This is a genomic window from Methylobacterium sp. E-066 (assembly GCF_022829635.1).
Lineage (GTDB): Bacteria > Pseudomonadota > Alphaproteobacteria > Rhizobiales > Beijerinckiaceae > Methylobacterium.
Window position 1 is genome coordinate 107785 of the sequence record NZ_JAKSYO010000096.1, and the last position, 17067, is coordinate 124851.

16 protein-coding genes are annotated in these 17067 nt (G+C 70.3%); 5 read left to right on the top strand and 11 right to left on the bottom strand.

Annotated features, from left to right (window positions below; genetic code table 11):
• Positions 1-208 precede the first annotated feature (208 nt).
• Positions 209-1498: an ArgE/DapE family deacylase gene (locus MKL20_RS13440; protein WP_244037081.1), complete on the top strand. Its 1290-nt coding sequence runs from the start codon at positions 209-211 to the stop codon at positions 1496-1498.
• A 332-nt stretch (positions 1499-1830) separates the two neighbouring features.
• On the opposite strand, the gene MKL20_RS13445 is transcribed toward MKL20_RS13440, so the two are convergent.
• Both MKL20_RS13445 and MKL20_RS13450 read right to left on the bottom strand, forming a co-directional pair.
• Entirely contained in the window at positions 1831-2892 is a 1062-nt protein-coding gene (locus MKL20_RS13445; RefSeq protein ID WP_244037082.1) for an SDR family oxidoreductase, read from the bottom strand.
• Between the two features lie 435 nt (positions 2893-3327).
• The gene (locus MKL20_RS13450; RefSeq protein WP_244037083.1) at positions 3328-4662 is read right to left on the bottom strand and encodes an aspartate aminotransferase family protein; all 1335 of its coding nucleotides are present in this window, start codon (positions 4660-4662) and stop codon (positions 3328-3330) included.
• A gap of 151 nt (positions 4663-4813) precedes the next feature.
• On the opposite strand from MKL20_RS13450, the gene MKL20_RS13455 reads away from it, so the two are divergent.
• Positions 4814-5374, top strand: a complete 561-nt coding sequence (locus MKL20_RS13455; RefSeq protein WP_244037084.1) for a cupin domain-containing protein — start codon at positions 4814-4816, stop codon at positions 5372-5374.
• A 208-nt stretch (positions 5375-5582) separates the two neighbouring features.
• Positions 5583-5783 carry a hypothetical protein gene (locus tag MKL20_RS13460; protein WP_244037085.1) on the top strand — a complete coding sequence of 67 codons (201 nt, stop codon included), beginning with the start codon at positions 5583-5585 and terminating at the stop codon, positions 5781-5783.
• 6 nt (positions 5784-5789) lie between these two features.
• On the opposite strand, the gene MKL20_RS13465 is transcribed toward MKL20_RS13460, so the two are convergent.
• From MKL20_RS13465 to MKL20_RS13475, 3 genes are all read right to left on the bottom strand, one after another.
• The gene (locus MKL20_RS13465; RefSeq protein WP_244037086.1) at positions 5790-6659 is read right to left on the bottom strand and encodes an amidohydrolase family protein; all 870 of its coding nucleotides are present in this window, start codon (positions 6657-6659) and stop codon (positions 5790-5792) included.
• Between the two features lie 2 nt (positions 6660-6661).
• Positions 6662-7966, bottom strand: coding sequence for an MFS transporter (locus tag MKL20_RS13470; protein WP_244037087.1), 1305 nt, complete (start codon positions 7964-7966; stop codon positions 6662-6664).
• A 130-nt stretch (positions 7967-8096) separates the two neighbouring features.
• The gene (locus tag MKL20_RS13475) at positions 8097-8609 is read right to left on the bottom strand and encodes a hypothetical protein (RefSeq protein WP_243966148.1); all 513 of its coding nucleotides are present in this window, start codon (positions 8607-8609) and stop codon (positions 8097-8099) included.
• Between the two features lie 222 nt (positions 8610-8831).
• On the opposite strand from MKL20_RS13475, the gene MKL20_RS13480 reads away from it, so the two are divergent.
• Positions 8832-9587 carry a phosphodiester glycosidase family protein gene (locus tag MKL20_RS13480; RefSeq protein WP_244037088.1) on the top strand — a complete coding sequence of 252 codons (756 nt, stop codon included), beginning with the start codon at positions 8832-8834 and terminating at the stop codon, positions 9585-9587.
• A gap of 712 nt (positions 9588-10299) precedes the next feature.
• On the opposite strand, the gene MKL20_RS13485 is transcribed toward MKL20_RS13480, so the two are convergent.
• From MKL20_RS13485 to MKL20_RS13495, 3 genes are all read right to left on the bottom strand, one after another.
• A complete protein-coding gene (locus tag MKL20_RS13485) occupies positions 10300-10578 on the bottom strand; it encodes a virulence factor (RefSeq protein ID WP_244037089.1) in 279 nt (92 codons plus the stop codon).
• Complete coding sequence (locus MKL20_RS13490; RefSeq protein WP_244037090.1) at positions 10578-10778, bottom strand: DUF5397 domain-containing protein; 201 nt, start codon at positions 10776-10778, stop codon at positions 10578-10580. Before MKL20_RS13490 ends, MKL20_RS13485 begins: the two co-directional genes overlap by 1 nt.
• Positions 10779-10932: 154 nt before the next feature.
• Positions 10933-12051, bottom strand: a complete 1119-nt coding sequence (locus MKL20_RS13495) for an NADH:flavin oxidoreductase/NADH oxidase (protein WP_244037091.1) — start codon at positions 12049-12051, stop codon at positions 10933-10935.
• 202 nt (positions 12052-12253) lie between these two features.
• On the opposite strand from MKL20_RS13495, the gene MKL20_RS13500 reads away from it, so the two are divergent.
• Positions 12254-12739 (top strand): hypothetical protein, encoded by a 486-nt coding sequence (locus tag MKL20_RS13500; RefSeq protein ID WP_409568148.1) that lies wholly within the window; start codon positions 12254-12256, stop codon positions 12737-12739.
• A gap of 142 nt (positions 12740-12881) precedes the next feature.
• Here MKL20_RS13500 and MKL20_RS13505 read toward each other — a convergent pair whose 3' ends face one another.
• The 3 genes from MKL20_RS13505 to MKL20_RS13515 form a co-directional block, all read right to left on the bottom strand.
• A complete protein-coding gene (locus MKL20_RS13505) occupies positions 12882-14132 on the bottom strand; it encodes an alpha/beta hydrolase family esterase (protein WP_409568150.1) in 1251 nt (416 codons plus the stop codon).
• 129 nt (positions 14133-14261) lie between these two features.
• Positions 14262-14681: a CopG family transcriptional regulator gene (locus MKL20_RS13510; protein WP_243959909.1), complete on the bottom strand. Its 420-nt coding sequence runs from the start codon at positions 14679-14681 to the stop codon at positions 14262-14264.
• Positions 14682-14907: 226 nt separating this feature from the next.
• Positions 14908-16833, bottom strand: a complete 1926-nt coding sequence (locus MKL20_RS13515) for a propionyl-CoA synthetase (protein WP_244037093.1) — start codon at positions 16831-16833, stop codon at positions 14908-14910.
• Positions 16834-17067 lie beyond the last annotated feature (234 nt).

The window sequence follows — 17067 nt, forward strand, 5'->3', positions numbered from 1 at the left end:
GATGGATGAGCGAAGACGGAATTCAAATAGGCTAAGCTATTGGCAACGCCAAGGTTCCTGGGCGGAAACCGGCGGATGCAAGGTTCGACTGCGTAGGCGGATCGGCGTTCGCAAGGGTGGCGCGCACGGGCTTCGGCACGGAAGATGCGGCCCGTTGACAGGCGTCCCAGGCCGGGCGCCTCCTACCCATCCCTGACCTGGAGATCCCATGGCTCTCGACCCCGCCCTCGCCGCCGAGATCGAAGCCTCCGTGGCCGAAGGCTTCGCCGATCAGGTGGCGCACACGCAGGCCCTGGTCCGGTTCGCCTCTCTGCGGGGGGCCGAGCATGCCTGCCAGGATTACGTGTTCGGCGCGTTCCGGGCCCGGGGCTACGCCACCGAGCGCTTCGCCATGGACCGGGCCGCCATCGCGGCCCATCCGGGCGGCTCGAAGATCGATGAGCGCCACTCGGAGGCCCCGATCGTCGTCTGCCACCACCGCCCCCAGACCGAGACCGGGCGCTCGCTGATCCTGCAGGCCCATGTCGACGTGGTGCCGGTGGGTCCCCTCGACCTGTGGACGCATCCGCCCTTCGACCCGGCGATCGCGGGCGACTGGCTCTACGGCCGCGGCGGCGGCGACATGAAGGCCGGCCACGCCGCCAACCTGTTCGCCCTCGACGCGCTCGCCCGCCTCGGCCTTCAGCCCGCTGCAGCGGTGACGATCCAGTCGGTGGTCGAGGAGGAATCCACCGGCAACGGCGCGCTCGCCACCCACCTGCGTGGCTACCGGGCCGACGCCGTGCTGATCCCGGAGCCCGAGGACGAGAAGCTGGTGCGCGCCAATACCGGGGTGCTGTGGTTCACCGTCGAGGTGCGGGGCGTGCCGGTGCATGTCCGCGAGATGGGCGCCGGCGCCAACGCCATCGACGCCACCTACCGGGTGATCGGCGCCCTGCGGGACCTCGAGGCGCGCTGGAACGCCGAGAGATCGGAGCACCGCCACTTCGAGGCGGAGGACCACCCGATCAACCTCAATATCGGCCGGATCGAGGGCGGCGACTGGGCCTCCTCGGTTCCGGCCTGGTGCCGGATCGATTGCCGGGTCGCGCTCTATCCGGGCGTCCCGGCGGCCCACGCCGCCGCCGAGATCGAGGCCGCGGTCTCCGATTTCGCCCGTTCGGATTCCTTCCTGGCCAACAACCCGCCGCGCGTGGCCTTCAACGGGTTCTTCGCCGAGGGCTACGTGCTGGAGGAGGGCTCGGAGGCGGAAGCCGTGCTCGGCCGCGCCCACGAACGAGCGATGGGCACCAAGCTGCAGAGCTTCATGTCGCCGAGCTACCTCGATGCGCGGGTCCACGCCCTCTACGACCGGGTGCCGGCCCTGTGCTACGGGCCCAGCGCCCAGAACATCCACGGCTTCGACGAGCGCGTGAGCCTCGCTTCGGTGCAGCGCTGCACCACCGCGATGGCGTTGTTCGTGGCCGAGTGGTGCGGGACGGAGCGGCGGCCGGGCTGAAGCACGGGTTCCCCCTCTCCCCGCGCGGACCTCGTCGTCCGTGCGGGAAGCGCAGGCGCAGCCGGAGCGGCGGAGAGGGGGCGGCTCAGAACGAAGCGCGCGCCCTGAACCGCCCCCTCACCTCCGGCTGCCGCCTCGCCGCGCCGACGACGAAGTCGTCGCGGCCCTCTCCCCGCAAGCGGGGCAAGGGGATCTCAGGCTTTCACGTCGAGGGAACGACCGCCCGCCGCTGCGCAGATGATCCAAGGCTTGTTTGGTAATCCGGTAGCCCATTCGGGCGAGCAGTTCGTTACGACCTGCCCGCCCAATGTGAGCGACCGCTATCCCGCCGATCAGGGAATCAGCCGGTCCGCCCGGAGCCGGGTGAACAGGTCGTAGAACGCGTCATCGGTGGGCTGATACGCCGTAAAACCCAGGCGCCGGCTCTTGCTCATGTCGGTGACGACCTCGATCGGCCGGCCGAGATCGGCGTCGGTGTGCCAGGGCGAGGCCAGTTTTTCGAGGTCCGGCTCGGCTAGGTTATGGCGCTTGGCGATCTCGGCCCAGGCCGGACCGTCCTGCGCCATCCGCTCCTCGAGCGGCCGGACCGTGCCGTCGAACGGCACCGCCTCGATCCCGAACCAGTCGGCGATCCGGCCCCACATCCAGCTCCAGCGGAAGACGTCGCCGTTGACGACGTTGAACGCCTCGTTGGCGGCCTTCGGCTCGGTGGAGGCCCAGAGCAACTGGCGGGCGAGCAGCCTTGCGTCGGTCATGTCGGTAAGCCCGTTCCACTGGGCGGCCGAGCCCGGGAAGGTGAAGGGGCGCTTCAACTCCCGGCACAGGGTGGCGTAGCAGGCCAGCGTCGTGCCCATGTTCATGGCGTTGCCGACCGCCTTGCCGATGATCGTGTGCGGGCGGTGCACGCTCCAGGTGAAGCCGTCCCGGGCGCTGGCCGCGAACACCGCGTCCTCCTGGGCATAGTAAAAATTCTCGATGTCGAGCCGGCCCTGGTCCTCGCGGAACGGCGTCTGCGGCAGGGTGCCCTTCCCGTAGGCCTCGAACGGGCCGAGATAATGCTTCAGCCCGGTCACCAGGGCGACGTGGCTGACGCTCTTCTGCGGCCGCAGGGCGTCGAGCAGGTTCTCGATCATGGCCCGGTTGACCCGGATCATCTCGGCCTCGGTCGGGCGCCGCTGCCAGGTCGCCAAAAAGACGTGGCTCGGGGCGAGGCCGGCCAGCGCCGTCTCCAGGGAGGCCGGATCCTGCAGGTCGGCCACCACCGGCTCGATCCCCGCCAGATCCACCGGCTTGCGGGCGAGCCCCGCGACCCGCCAGCTTTCCTCGACGAGCAGCACCCCGGTGGCGCTCCCGACGATCCCGCTGGCGCCGACGATCAGGGCGGTGTTCGACATGCACATCCTCTCGACCCGGCTCACATCCCGGTTGAGCGGCAGATGCGGCCGGCACCCACAGGCTTCAAGGCTGCACGACGCCGCCCTCCCCCGCGCCGCGGGTATTGGCGGAGGCGATTGGTAGAGAGGCGTTCTCGTCGCTGGCCGCTTTTAGGATGGGACCGATCGTGCTCGTGGAGGACTCGGGCGCAGAGAGCTATTTCTTCTTTGAAGGATGCGGGCATTGCACCGCTGTCCGAACATCCTCCTTGTCATCCCGGGGCCGCGAAGCGGAACCCGGGATCCATAACCGCAGACAGCGCAAGCACTTTCATCGTCGGCGGATCTGGATCCCGGGTTCGCCTTCGGCGCCCCGGAATGACAAAGCAGTTTATTGTGCCGCCAGAGCATCATCATCGATCGGTGTCGTGATGCGCGTCCGCCAGCCCCCGCTCCTCACGCCACCCGGTCGATCGCCGCGCCCAGCACCTCGACGATCTCGCCGATCTGGCCGCGCTCCAGGATCAGCGGCGGCGACAGGGCGATGATGTCGCCGGTGACGCGGGTGAGCAGGCCGCGCGCGAAGCAATCCACGAACAGGTCGTAGGCGCGCTTGCCGGGGGCGTCGGGCCGGGGGGCCAGCTCGATGCCGGCGATCAGCCCGATGGTGCGGATGTCGATGACGTTCTTGCGCCCGCGCAGGTCGTGCATCGCCGCCGCCCAGTCGTCGGCGAGGTCGGCGGCGCGGGTGAGAAGCCCCTCCTCCCGGTAGATGTCCAGCGTTGCGAGGCCGGCCGCGCAGGCCACCGGGTGGCCGGAATAGGTGTAGCCGTGGAACAGCTCGATCCCGTCCGGGCCGTTCATCAGCGCGTCGTGTACCGGGCGGCTCGCGAACACCGCGCCCATCGGCACCGTGCCGTTGGTCAGGCCCTTGGCGCTGGTGACGAGGTCCGGCACCACGCCGAAATAATCGGTGGCGAAGGGCGCGCCGAGGCGGCCGAAGCCGGAGATGACCTCGTCGAAGATCAGCAGGATGCCGTGCTTGGTGCAGATCGCGCGCAGGCGCTCGAGATATCCCTTCGGCGGGATCAGCACGCCGGTCGAGCCGGCCACCGGCTCGACGATGCAGGCCGCGATGGTCTCGGCCCCGTGGAGCGCCACCAGCCGCTCCAGATCCTCGGCCAGCTCCGCCCCGTGCTCGGGCTGGCCTTTCACGAAGGCGTTGCGGGCCGGGTCGTGGGTGTGGCGCAGGTGGTCGGTGCCGTTGAGCTGCGGGAAGACCCGACGGTTCGACACGATGCCGCCCACCGACAGGCCGCCGAAGCCGACCCCGTGATAGCCGCGCTCCCGGCCGATCAGCCGGGTCCGGGTGCCCTGCCCGATCGCCCGCTGGTAGGCGAGCGCGATCTTGAGGGCGGTGTCGACCGATTCGGAGCCGGAATTGGTGAAGAACACCCGGTCGAGGCGCTGGTCCGGGCCGCCCGGGGCGATCTCGGCCAGCCGCTCGGCGAACTCGAAGGCGATCGGGTGGCCCATCTGGAAGGTCGGGGCGAAGTCGAGGGTGGCGAGCTGGCGCTCCACCGCCGCGCTGATCCCCCGGCGCCCGTGGCCGGCATTGACGCACCAGAGCCCGGCGGTGCCGTCCAGCACCGTGCGGCCGTCATCGGCCGTGTAGTGCATGCCCTGCGCGGCCACGAGCATGCGCGGCGCCGCCTTGAACTGGCGGTTGGCCGTGAACGGCATCCAGAAGGCGTCGAGGGAGGGCGTGTTGCGTAAGGGATGATCGGTCATGGAGGGCGCTCCGGGGCGGCGATCGGTCCAGGGGACACCCTGGCGGATCGGGCAACAAGTCCTTTTCTGATCGCCGCCAAGCCCTTGCAGAATCGGGGCCGCGGGCGCCACCGTTGCGGGATCCTCAACACCTGAAACGGAGCCCGGGCGGATGAGCATCGATGTCGGCGAGCGCCTGCGCTTCGTGCGCGCCCGCCACGGCCTGTCGCAGCGGGCCCTGGCCAAGCGCGCCGGGGTGACCAACTCGGCGATCTCGCTGATCGAGGCCAACCGGGTGAACCCGTCGGTGGGCGCCCTGAAGCGCATCCTCGACGGGGTGCCGATCGGCATGGCCGAATTCTTCGCCCTCGAACCGGAGCCCGAGCGCAAGGCGTTCTTCGCCGCCCACGAGCTCACCGAGATCGGCCGCAAGGCGACCAAGGGGGCGATCTCGTACGCCCAGGTCGGCGACAGCCTGTTCGGGCGCATGCTCCAGCTCCTGAAGGAGCGCTACGAGCCCGGTGCCGATACCGGCCGGGTGCCGCTCTCCCACGAGGGCGAGGAGGGCGGAATCGTGCTGTCCGGGCGCCTGGAGGTCACGGTCGGCGAGGAGCGGCGCATCCTCGGCCCCGGCGACGCCTACAGCTTCGACAGCCGCCGCCCGCACCGGTTCCGCTGCGTCGGCCCCAACCCGTGCGAGGTGGTGAGCGCCTGCACGCCGCCGAGTTTTTAGTGCTGTACGAGTAGGCAGTAAGTGCTGGATTCAAAAGGTCTTCGACCTTTTGCGGGTGCAGGGTGGAACCCTGCTCTCTTCAGGGGCTCCGCCCCCGAACCCCGCCAAAGGGCTGAGCCCTTTGGGAACCCGGTCTGGGCATGCATTCGCTCAAAGGCGACGGATCCAGCTAACGCCAGGTTCAGGCGCGGCCTGCTAAAGGCAAGCCATGACGAGTCTTGCCGCCACCGCCACACATCTGCTGGCCACGTCCCAGAACCAGTCGATCGGCATCGCGGCAGCGCGCCAGCAGATCGCCTCCGAGAAGGCCGTCGCCGGGCTCGTGGCGGAGAGCGCGACCAAGGGGGCCGCCGCCTCCGGTCCCCCCGCGCCTCCCGGCCAGGGCCGGCGCGTCGAGATACGCGTTTAAAACAATCTAGCCGAAGCCGTAGAGGCGGCGCGGGTTGTCGACGAAGAGCCTGCGGCGCCGGTCCTCGTCCGGCACCCACTCGGCCATCAGGTCGAGGAGGTCGGCCAGACGCGGCGGCCCGTCCCAGGCGGCGACGTGCGGCCAGTCCGAGCCCCAGAGGCAGCGCTCGGGGGCGGCGTCGTTGAGGGCGCGGGCGAACGGGATGGTGTCGGCGTAGGGCGGCCCGGTCACCGAATCCCGGAAGGCGCCCGAGAGCTTCACCCAATGGCCGTCGCGCACGAGGCCGAGCAGGGCCTGGAAGCCCGGATGCTCCACCCCGGCCGAGGCCGGCATGTGGCCCATATGGTCGAAGACCAGGGGCACCGGCAGCCGCGATAGGCGCCCGGCGATGGGCGGCAGGTCGCGGGCGTCGAGCAGGAACTGGAGGTGCCAGCCCATCTCGCGGGCGAGCGCGCCGTAGCTCTCGACCGCATCGAGGCCGACCCCGCCGCCGAACAGCACGTTGAGGCGCAAGCCCACCACCCCGGCCTCCTTCAGGGCCGCGAGTTCCGCGTCGGGCAGGCCCAGCGGGATCACCGCGATGCCGCGCAGGCGCTGCCGATTGGCCCGGAGCGTCTCCACCATCAGGCGGTTGTCGGTGCCGTGGACGCTGACCTGGACCAGCACGCCGTTGGCCATGCCGGTGGCGTCGAGCATGGCGAGGTACCGGTCCGCCGGGGCGGCCGGGGGCGTGTAGCTGCGGTCGGCCACCAGCGGATAGGCCGGCGGCAGGCCGATCACGTGGGCGTGGGTGTCGACCGCGCCGGCGGGCACCCGGTAGCGGGTCGGGCCGCCGGGCTGCGGATCCGGGGCGGGGCAGTCTCGGATCTCGGCCATGGTCAGGTATCCGCGTGCAGGACCCGGCCGCGGGTCTCAGGCAGCGCGAAGGCCGCCAGGAAGAAGATCCCGTAGGCGATCGCCGCGAAGATCGCGATGGCCGAGGCGAGGCCGGCGCGCTCGGCGAGGAAGCCGACCAGCGCCGGGAACAGGGCGCCGACGCCCCGGCCGAAGTTGTAGCAGAACCCCTGCCCCGAACCGCGCAGGCGCGTCGGGTAGAGCTCGGTCAGGAAGGCGCCCATCCCGGAGAAGTAGCCAGAGGCGAAGAAGCCGAGCGGGAAGCCCAGCACCCAGAGCACGCCGTTCGAGAGCGGGATCTGCGTGTAGGCGATCACCACGGCGATCGCGCCCAGGGAAAAAATCAGGAACAGCGGGCGTCGGCCGAGCCGGTCCGCCACCCAGGCGCCGACCAGGTAGCCGGTGAACGAGCCGATGATCAAAGCTGCGAGGTAGCCCGTGGAGGACACCACCGACAGGCCGCGCTCGGTGGTGAGGAAGCGCGGCACCCAGGTGGTGATCGCGTAATAGCCGCCCTGGCAGCCCGCCGCGGCGAGCGAAGCGAGCAGGGTGGTCTTCAGGATCGGCCCGGAAAAGATTTCCCAGATCTTCGGCCGGTCGCCGGTGGCGATGGCCCGGGCACGGGTCTCCGCGGCGACCTGCGGCTCCTGGACGTAGCGGCGCAGGTAGAACACCAGCAGGGCCGGCAGCGCGCCGATCGCGAACATCCAGCGCCAGGCGATCTCGGGGGGCAGCAGCGAGAAGGTCACCGCCTGGGCGAGCACGGCCATGCCCCAGCCGATCGCCCAGCCGGACTGGACCGAGCCGACGGCGCGGCCGCGATACTCGGCCCGGATGGTCTCGCCGATCAGAACGGCGCCGGCCGCCCACTCGCCGCCGAAGCCGAGCCCCAGGATCGCCCGGGCGATGAGCAGCTGCTCAAAGTTCTGCACGAAGGCGCAGAGCAGCGAGAACACCGAGAACCACAGGATGGTGATCTGGAGGGTGAGCACCCGGCCGATCCGGTCGGCGACGAAGCCGGCGAGCCATCCGCCCAAGGCCGAGGCCAGCAGCGTCACCGTGGCGGCGAGCCCGGCCGTGCCGGCATCGACGTGCCACAGGGCCATGATCGTCCCGATCACCAGCGGGTAGATCATGAAGTCCATGCCGTCGAGGCACCACCCGGCGGCGCAGGCCCAGAAGGTGTGCCGCTCCGGCGGCGTCATGGATCGATAGAAAGCCGTCAGGCTGGCGTCGCGGATTTCCACCGCCTCCACGCCCGTATTCACCGCCCCGGCTTCCGTACGCATGACACGCTCCCACTCGCGGGGGCCAGTATCGGCGCCCATGGCCGAGCTTTGCAACCGTAAGGAGGCGTCACGCAAGGAAAAGGCCGCCCGGAGGCGGCCTTTCCGTTCCTAGTGGTTCGGTCGATGCCGCTCAGTAGCAGCGCTCGACCAAGACCCGACGGTAACCGTAGGGCGTCCAGCGGGTCCGCGGGACCGTGTAGCAGCCACCGCCGCCGCCGTAGCCGTAATCGCCACCATAGCCGTAGCCGACCGGGGCGTAGCCGCCGCCGTAGCCGTAACCGTAGCCCGGATAGCCGTAGCCACCGTAGCCGCCATAGAGGCCTCCGGCCGCCAATCCGAGCCCGACGCCGAGACCCAGGCCGCCGAGGCCGTAGCCGTAGCCGCCGCGGTAACCGTAGCCGCGTCCGTAGAAGCCGCGTCCGTAGCCGCCCCGGAAGCCGGCGCCCCGGAAGCCACCGCCGAAGCCGCCGCCCCGGAAACCGCCGAACCCGCCGCCCCGGAACCCGCCGCCGCCGAAGCCACCACCGTGGAACCCGCCGCCATGGAATCCGCCACCGCCGAAGCCGCGCGCATCCGCGCTGGCCGGCATCAGCACCAGGGCACCCGCCGCCAGCATGGCCGAGCCGAGCACTGCACCCTTCATCGTATCTCTCCGTCGAAAATACCGCCCTCGTGGTCCAGAAACGTCCGAATATGGAAAACAGTTCAGCTCCCGCCCGCGGCGCGCCGCCGCTGCCTCCGCGTGCAAGCCTGGCACCATCCTGGGCGCCGAAGGTGCGGTTCCGGACACCAAAATCGCCGTTTTCCCGGGCGAGAGGCGCCGCGTCCGCCCGCGTCTCCGCCTGCGGGCCTCACGGAACCACCGATGACGAAGCGCCCGGTTCACGCCCTGTTGATCGCGCTCCTGGCGCTCACCGTCCTCGCCCGGGGCACCGTGGCGGCGCCGGCCGCGCCCGATCTTTGCCGTGCCGTCCAGGCGCAGGGCGAGAGCTTCACGGTCTGCACCGTCGACCTGCGGCGGCAGCGGCTGCGGCTGTTCTGGCTGCAGGAGGACGGCCGGCCCTACGGCGGACTGGGGACCCTGGCCGAGAAGCAGGGTGGCCGCCTCGGCTTCGCGATGAATGCCGGCATGTACGACAAGGACCAGGCACCGGTCGGCCTCTACGTCGAGGATGGGCGCGAGATGAAGCGCGTCTCCACCGCGGACGGCCCGGGCAACTTCCACCTCAAGCCCAACGGCGTGTTCTGGATGAAGGGCGACAAGGCCGGCGTGCTCGACACCGGCCATTACCTGAGGGCGAAGATCCGGCCGGACTTCGCCACGCAATCCGGCCCGATGCTGGTGATCGACGGCCAGATCCACCCCAAAATCTCGACGGACGGGCCGAGCCAGAAGATCCGCAACGGCGTCGGGGTGCAGGAGGACGGGCGCGTGGCCGTGTTCGCCATTTCCGAGCGCCCGGTGACCTTCGGGGCCTTCGCCCGGCTGTTCCGGGACGACCTCGGCTGCCGCGACGCCCTGTTCCTCGACGGCACGGTGTCGAGCCTCTACGCGCCGAATCTCGGCCGCTCGGACATCAGCCGCCCGCTGGGGCCGCTGGTCGGGGCGATGGCGCGGTAGGGGTCTGGATCTGCTGTGGTTGTCGCCGCAACGGCAGCACAGGGGATGGTGAGACGCTGTTGAATGCCCAGGCCTCTGAAAAGGAAGCCTTTTGGGTGTCCGGATTTGGCTGTGCTTGAGTCGTCGGAGATTGCCTGACGCGCTCATCGCGGCCGGTGTGGCGATGTCGGCTCCGTCGTTCCTGGCAGATTCGCCCGTCTCGTGGGTCAGCCCTGTTTTCCGGCGTCTTTGGCACCGTTGCTGCAGGGGGGGGGACGCACTGGATAGCGCTGCCGACGAACGGGCCGGGCTGTAAATTTGCCGGTTCGATCGCCCGCTTCTGCTTCATCGTATGCTTCGCTTAGAGCCGTTCCCGATCGCGTTGGAACACACAGTACACGACAGGGGCTGGCTTCGTCTTGATCGGCGCCCCTCCAACCCAACCCCCTCATCCTGAGGTGGCGACGCATAGCGGCGCCCTCGAAGGAGCCCTCCAGGGATCGCGCAGCCAGCTGGAAGGCTCCTTCGAGGCTCGCTTCGCTCACGCCTCAGGATGAGGGGGTTGGGTTGGAGGAGCGCCGATCAGGGCCGGACCAACAGTTGTGTCCGTTCAGCCGACCGCCCTGCCAAGGCAGCATCGTGTACCATGGCGTTGCGATCGGGGACGGCTCTAAGTCTTTGATTTGGCGCGCTCGCCGACTCCGAACCGGTATCCACTTCGGCGGCGAGCACTCTAGCCTTTCACCACAGACGTGAAGTCCGACCATTGCTCGATACGGAAGGCGCGAATGTCGCGGACCGATTTTGGGAACCACACCTTTGCGCGCAAGGCCTGGATGACAAGGAATAGATTGGCCATATCCTCCTTCTCCGTGACGTACAGGCTTCCCTGCACACGGTGAAAGCCGTACTCGCCGAGCACTGCGCCGATCTCCGTGTGCGCCTGCGTCACGCCCTTCGGATGGTGCTTCTCCGTTTCAGCGACAATCAGATCGAAAGCCACCGCGTACATCAGTACGCCTCGGGGTCATCGGTTAGGTGAGTCCAGCGGTACTCCGCCTTCTCCCCCGTCTCGATCATCGTGACCTCGATCATCCAGTCGCCATCATCCAACTGGCGAAGGGCTCGGCCGACCTCGTACTTCGGACCGAACGGTCCGAAGCTCTTGATCTTGCCGACCGGAACGGTTGGCGGTGCGACGGCTGCCTGCATGATGATTCTCTGCGCCGAACTCCGGTTTCATCTTAACTCGCCAGGGCAAGAAGACAAAAATCCGGTTTTGCTCCACGATGAAGGTGGCCGGATTTGACAACGTAAGCACGCACAGAGCCGAGCGGGCGGTCTATCCAAAGGTTTCCATCAAATCTCACCGCTGCCCGAACGCCGTGTCCTTGAACAGGTCCTTGTACTCCCGCGGCTGCGAGCGCCAGTACTGCTTGGGCGCCCGCACCTGGGCGCCGAGTTCGGCCGCCGCGTGCCAGGGCCAGCGGGGATCGTACAGCATGGCCCGGGCGAGCGAGATCGCGTCGGCCTTGCCTTCGGCCAGGATCGTCTCCGCCTGCTGCGCCTCGGTGATCAGGCCGACCGCGATGGTGGTCAGCCCGGTCTCGGCCTTGATCCGCTCGGCATAGGGCACCTGGTAGCCCGGCCCGAGCTTGATCGCCTGCTTAGGCGAGACGCCGCCCGTGGAGACATGGAGCGCGGGCGAGCCGGCCCGCTTGAGCGCCTGGCCCAGGGCCACGGTCTCGTCGAGATCCCAGCCGTCCTCGACCCAGTCGGTGGCCGAGACCCGCAGCCAGACCGGGCTGCCGGCCGGTACGACCTCGCGCACGGCGTCGTAGACTTCCAGCGGGAAGCGCATCCGGTTCTCGAGGCTGCCGCCATATTGGTCGGTGCGCTTGTTGGCGATCGGCGACAGGAACTGGTGCAGCAGGTAGCCGTGGGCGCCGTGCAGCTCCACGGCCTCGATCCCGAGGCGCACGGCCCGCTTGGCGGTCGCGACGAACTGGTCGCGGACGCGCTTCAGGTCGGCGGCGTCGAGGGCGTGGGGGGGCACTTCGGTCTCGCCGTGCGGGACCGCGGAGGGCGCCTCCGTGCGCCAGCCATAGGGATGCTCCGGCGGGATCTGCTGGCCGCCCTCCCAGGGCACCTGGCTCGACGCCTTGCGGCCGGCATGGGCGATCTGGATGCAGATCGGGATCGGCGCGTATTCGCGCACCGCCTCCAGCACCCGGCCGAGCGCCCGCTCGCTTCCGTCCGAGTACAGGCCGAGATCCCAGGCGGTGATCCGCGCCTCGGGGGAGACCGCCGTGGCCTCCAGGGTCAGCAGGCCGGCGCCCGACTGGGCGAGCTGGCCGAGATGGATCATGTGCCAGTCGGTGGCCTCGCCGTCCCGGGCCGAATACTGGCACATCGGCGCGATCAGGATGCGGTTCTCGAGGGTGAGACCATCGAGGGCGAGCGGTTCGAACAGGCGGGCGGTCATGGGCGGCTCCGGTGCGGGCCGGGCCTATGTGGTGCAGCGCCGCAACCGAGGCCAGCGCCCGCATGTGCGGAAGCCCACACGCCATGCAGGGGGCGCAGGACCCGTCGGGAACCGACCGCCCGTTCGTTAACTTTTGGCAGGACGACGGCGTGATGCCGGCGATGCGAACCGCCTGAGGGGGCGAGATCGCTCGAGGTCCCCCATGATGCGCCCGAACCGTTCCGCCCGACTGGCCGCTATGGCCGCAGCCCCGTTCGCCCTGGCGGCGTTCCTCGCCCTTCCAGCGACGGCCCAGCCCGCCGCGTTCGGCGGCCCGAAGATCCTGATCCACGGCAATTACTGCGGCCCGGGCAACAATGCCCCGCTGCCGCCGATCGATGCCCTCGACGCGGCCTGCGCCCGCCACGATGCCTGCACGCCGAACGGCGGCCTGCCGTCCCAGGCCTGCAACCTGCGCCTCCAGCACGACGCGGCGCTCATCTCGCGTGATCCGCGCCAGCCCCAGGACCTGCGGGCCCTGGCCGGCTTTGTCGCGGCGAGCGCGACGCTGATCCCGGCCGAGCCCGGCCCGCAGCGCCTGCCCGCTTCGGTCACGACCGGCACGATGCCGGGGACCTACGCGCCGAGCCTGTCGCTGCCGGCCCCGTCGGCCGTTGTCCCGGACGAGGAGCCGGACGACGCGGAGTGATGCCTAGAGCCGCTCCCGATCGCGTTGCGATCGGGAGCGGCTCTAAGTCGTTGATTCGACTAGCTTGCTTGCGTCGAACCGGTATCCACTTCGGCGGCGAGCGCTCTAGCCGGGGTGCTTAGCCCCGGCTCCGTTTCACCGCTCAGGCCTGGGCACCCGCCTTCCGCGCATGCCCGAGGAAGAACCGGACCATCGCGCGACTCGCATCCGGGCCGCTCGGCTCGGTGAACGACCCGTCCGGGCTGCCGCCCGACCAGGCATGCCCGGCGCCGTGCAGGACCCAGTATTCCAGCTGGGTCCGGCCGGCCGCGTCGTTGCGGACGGTCCTCGTATAGGCGACGCCCCCCGGGCTCGTGCCGCGCTCGACCGTCTCGGCGAGGCCGGTGACCGCCATGGCCTGGGCCACCACCTGGTCGCCGTTGGCCGGGTGGACGGTGCGGTCGACGTCGCCGTGGAACACGATGGTCGGGACCGCCTGCCGGTTGCGCCCCGGCGCACCCCCCTGCCCCTTCATGGCGGCGAAGGCCGAGGCGACGTCCCGGGCCGAGCCGCAGGCCAGGCCGGAATGGACCCCGACCGCCGCGAACAGGTCCGGATAGGTCGCCGCCAGGATCGCCGCTGCGGCACCCCCGGCCGAGAGCCCGGCGGCGTAGACCCGGTCCGGATCGGCGGAAAACTCGTCCACCACCGCCCGGGCGATGCCGGCGAGCAGGGCCGGCTCGCCGCCGTCGCGCGCTTGGTCGCCGGCGGCGTACCAGTTCCAGCAGCGCTGCATGTTCGCCGACTGGGGCTGCTCCGGGTAGGCGACCAGGAAGGTCTGTTCCTCGGCGAGGTGGTTCATCCGCGTGCCGGCGGCGAAGTCGTCCGGGTTCTGGGTGCAGCCGTGCAGCATCAGGAGCACCGGCAGCGCCTGGCCGGTGTAGCCGCTCGGCACGAACACCTTGTAGCGGCGGCTGCCCGCGGCGGCGGTGAAGACCCGGTCCTCGAACCGGGCGCCCTCCGGCACGGGGGCGGCGGCCTTGCCCGGCTGGACGGAGCCGCCGGCGAACCCCTCCGCGAAGCCGCCGATGGGAATGCCGCCTTTGGCGAGGCTGTCGCGCACGGTGCGCATCACCGCCGAAGCGATGTCGGCCCCTCCGGGGGCGGCGTGCTCCGGGGCTGCGGCCGGGTTGGGCGCGGTCCAGGCGCCGTCCGGGGATTTCGGCGCCTCCATGTCGATGGTGGTGGATCCGGCGGCCTCGGCCGGGCGGTCGCGCGCCTCGGCCCAGCGGGCGAAGGCGTCGGCCTGCTGGCGCTGGAACCGGCCCATCGCGGCGGTCATCCGGGCCGCCCGGGCGGCGCGCTTGCCCTCGGCCTCGGCCGAGCCGGAGGCGCCGAAGCCGCCGAGCTTCATCTTCGAGAGGTCGAAGTTCAGAAAATCCATCTTGGGAAAGTGTTTCATCGGGCCGTTCCTTGCGGGTGGGGTTCGGACACGGCCGGCCGCTGCGCCTGACTGTGCGGTCGGGGTGTTCGGGTGGGCTGCTCAGGCGATCCGGTCGGCCAGGGCGGCCTTGACCGCGGGGCTCGCCTGGAACGCGCCCAGGACCTCCACGGAGGCGATCGCGGCGCGCGCCAGTTCGGGGGTGACGTCCAGCGCCACGGTGGCGAGGCCGAGGACCTGGATGTGCAGGGGCACGCCGGCATCCCGGGCGGCTTCCAGGGCGGCGCGCGAATAGTGCGAGACGCCCAGGCGCAGCTGGCGCCGGGCTACGGATTGGCGCACCGCCTCCTCCTGCCGGTCGAGCTGGTTGCGCACCGCGGTGCGGATGAAGTCGGCCCGGTTGGCGTAGAACCCGTCGCGGACCATCAGGTCGACCCGGCCGAGATCCACGAAGCCGAGGTTGATCGTGATCTTCTCGCTGTCCGGCACCTTGGGCCGGAGTTCCTGCACAGTGTCGGTCATCGCCTCGCCCTCCCCAGCCCATCCGGTTGGATGGCCTAGAGATGGTCAGCGGATCTCGGGGCGCAAGGGGCGACTGCGGCGCGGCCCGAAAACTTCGTGGTTTCAAAAGGTCCGGGACCTTTTGCGGGTCCAGGGCGGAGCCCTGGTGTCGGGCTTCGCCCGAGATCGGGGCTGCGCGCCCCGAACCCCGCCGAAGGGCCTCGGGCCCTTCGGGAACCCATATTGCTCAGTCCGCGCCGATCCCCCGCCCCTTCAGGCTCGCATCGATCTCGTCGAGCGCGGTGGCGTCGTCGATGGTCGCCGGCATGGTCCAGGGCTCGTGGTCGGCGATGCGCTTCATGGTGGCGCGCAGGATCTTGCCGGAGCGGGTTTTCGGCAGTCGCGGCACGGTGAGCGCCAGCTTGAACGCCGCCACCGGTCCGATCTCGTCGCGGACCTTGGCGACGAGTTCGCGCTCGATGTCCTCGGGGGCGCGGTCGACCCGGGCTTTGAGCACCACGAAGCCGCAGGGCACCTCGCCCTTGAGCGCGTCGCGGATGCCGATCACCGCGCATTCGGCGACATCCGGATGGCCGGCCAGCACCGCCTCCATGCCGCCCGTGGACAGGCGATGGCCCGCGACGTTGATGATGTCGTCGGTCCGCCCCAGCACGGTGATGTAGCCGTCGGCATCGATCACCCCGGCATCCGAGGTGTCGTAATAGCCCGGGAAGGTGGCGAGGTAGCTCGACCGCATCCGCGCGTCCGAGCCCCACAGGGTCGGCAGGCAGCCGGGCGGCAGGGGCAAGCGGATCGCGATGGTGCCCATCGTGCCGGGCGGGACCGGCTTGCCGCCCTCGTCCAGGACCTCGACCCGGTAGCCCGGCATCGGCACGCAGGTGCTGCCGTGCTTCACCGGCAGGAGGCCGAGACCCAGCGGATTGCCGGCGATCGGCCAGCCGGTCTCGGTCTGCCACCAATGGTCGATCACCGGCCGGCCCAGCACCCGCTCGGCCCAGGCGACCGAATCCGGATCCGCCCGCTCCCCGGCCAGGAACAGGCTGCGGAAAGCCGAGAGGTCGTAGGCGCCGACCAGCGACCCGGCCGGATCCTCCTTCTTGATCGCCCGCAAGGCCGTCGGCGCCGTGAACAGGCAGACGACGCCGTGCTCGGCGACAACCCGCCAGAACGCCCCGGCATCCGGCGTGCCCACCGGCTTGCCCTCGTACAGCACCGTGGTGCAGCCGTGCAGCAGCGGCGCGTAGACGATGTAGGAATGGCCGACCACCCAGCCGATATCGGAGGCGCAGAAATAGGTCTCGCCGGGCTGGACGCCGTAGAGGTTCGGCATCGACCAGGCGAGCGCCACGAGGTAGCCGCCGGTATCCCGGACCACCCCCTTCGGCTTGCCGGTCGTGCCGGAGGTGTAGAGGACGTAGAGCGGGTCGGTGGCAGCCACCGGCACGCAGGCGGCCTGCTTCCCCGCCGCCCGGGCGGCCGCGACGGTCTCGGCCCAGTCGTAGTCGCGCCCCGCGACCAGGCTCGCGGCGCATTGAGGCCGCTGCAGGATCAGGCAGGCCTCCGGCTTGTGCCGGGAGGTCGAGATCGCGAGGTCCAGCAGCGGCTTGTAGGCGACCACCCGGTTCGGCTCGAGTCCGCAGGAGGCGGCCAGCACCACCTTCGGGGCGGCATCCTCGATCCGCACGGCCAATTCGTTCGCCGCGAAGCCGCCGAACACCACCGAGTGCACGGCCCCGAGCCGGGCGCAGGCCAGCATGCCGAACAGCGCCTCGGGCACCATCGGCATGTACAGGATCACCCGGTCGCCCTTGCCGACGCCGAGCTCGGCCAGCACCGCGGCGAGCGCCGCCACCGAATCGCGCAGCTCCCGGTAGCTGATGCTGCGCTTGGTCCCGGTGACGGGGGAATCGTACAGGATCGCCGCCTGCTCGGCCCGCGCTCCGTCGGCGTGGCGGTCCACCGCGTTGTGGCAGGCGTTGAGCGTCCCGTCCGGGAACCAGCGGCCGTAGGGGCCGGACTCCGGCGCGAAGATCTGCTCGGGAGGGTGCGACCAGTCGAGCGCCCCGGCCGCTTCCAGCCAGAACGCCTCCGGGTCGCGGCGCGCCGCGTCGTAGATCTCGGGATAGCGGCCCGGCAGGCTGGCGGTGGTCATCGGCGCGGCGTGTCCTCGGAGGCCGCTCTCCGGCGGCATCACGGGCAGCGTAGCTGATTCTTGTTTTTTGCGCGCGCGGGTGGTCGTTTGGGGGATGATGACGCGCTTATGGATTGAGACCCGGCTCAGCGGGAGAGTCGGCTTCTCCCACCCACCCCCTCATCCTGAGGCGCCGAAGCGAAGCGGAGGCCTCGAAGGAGCCCTCCAGCCGGCCGCGCGATTTCTGGAGGGCTC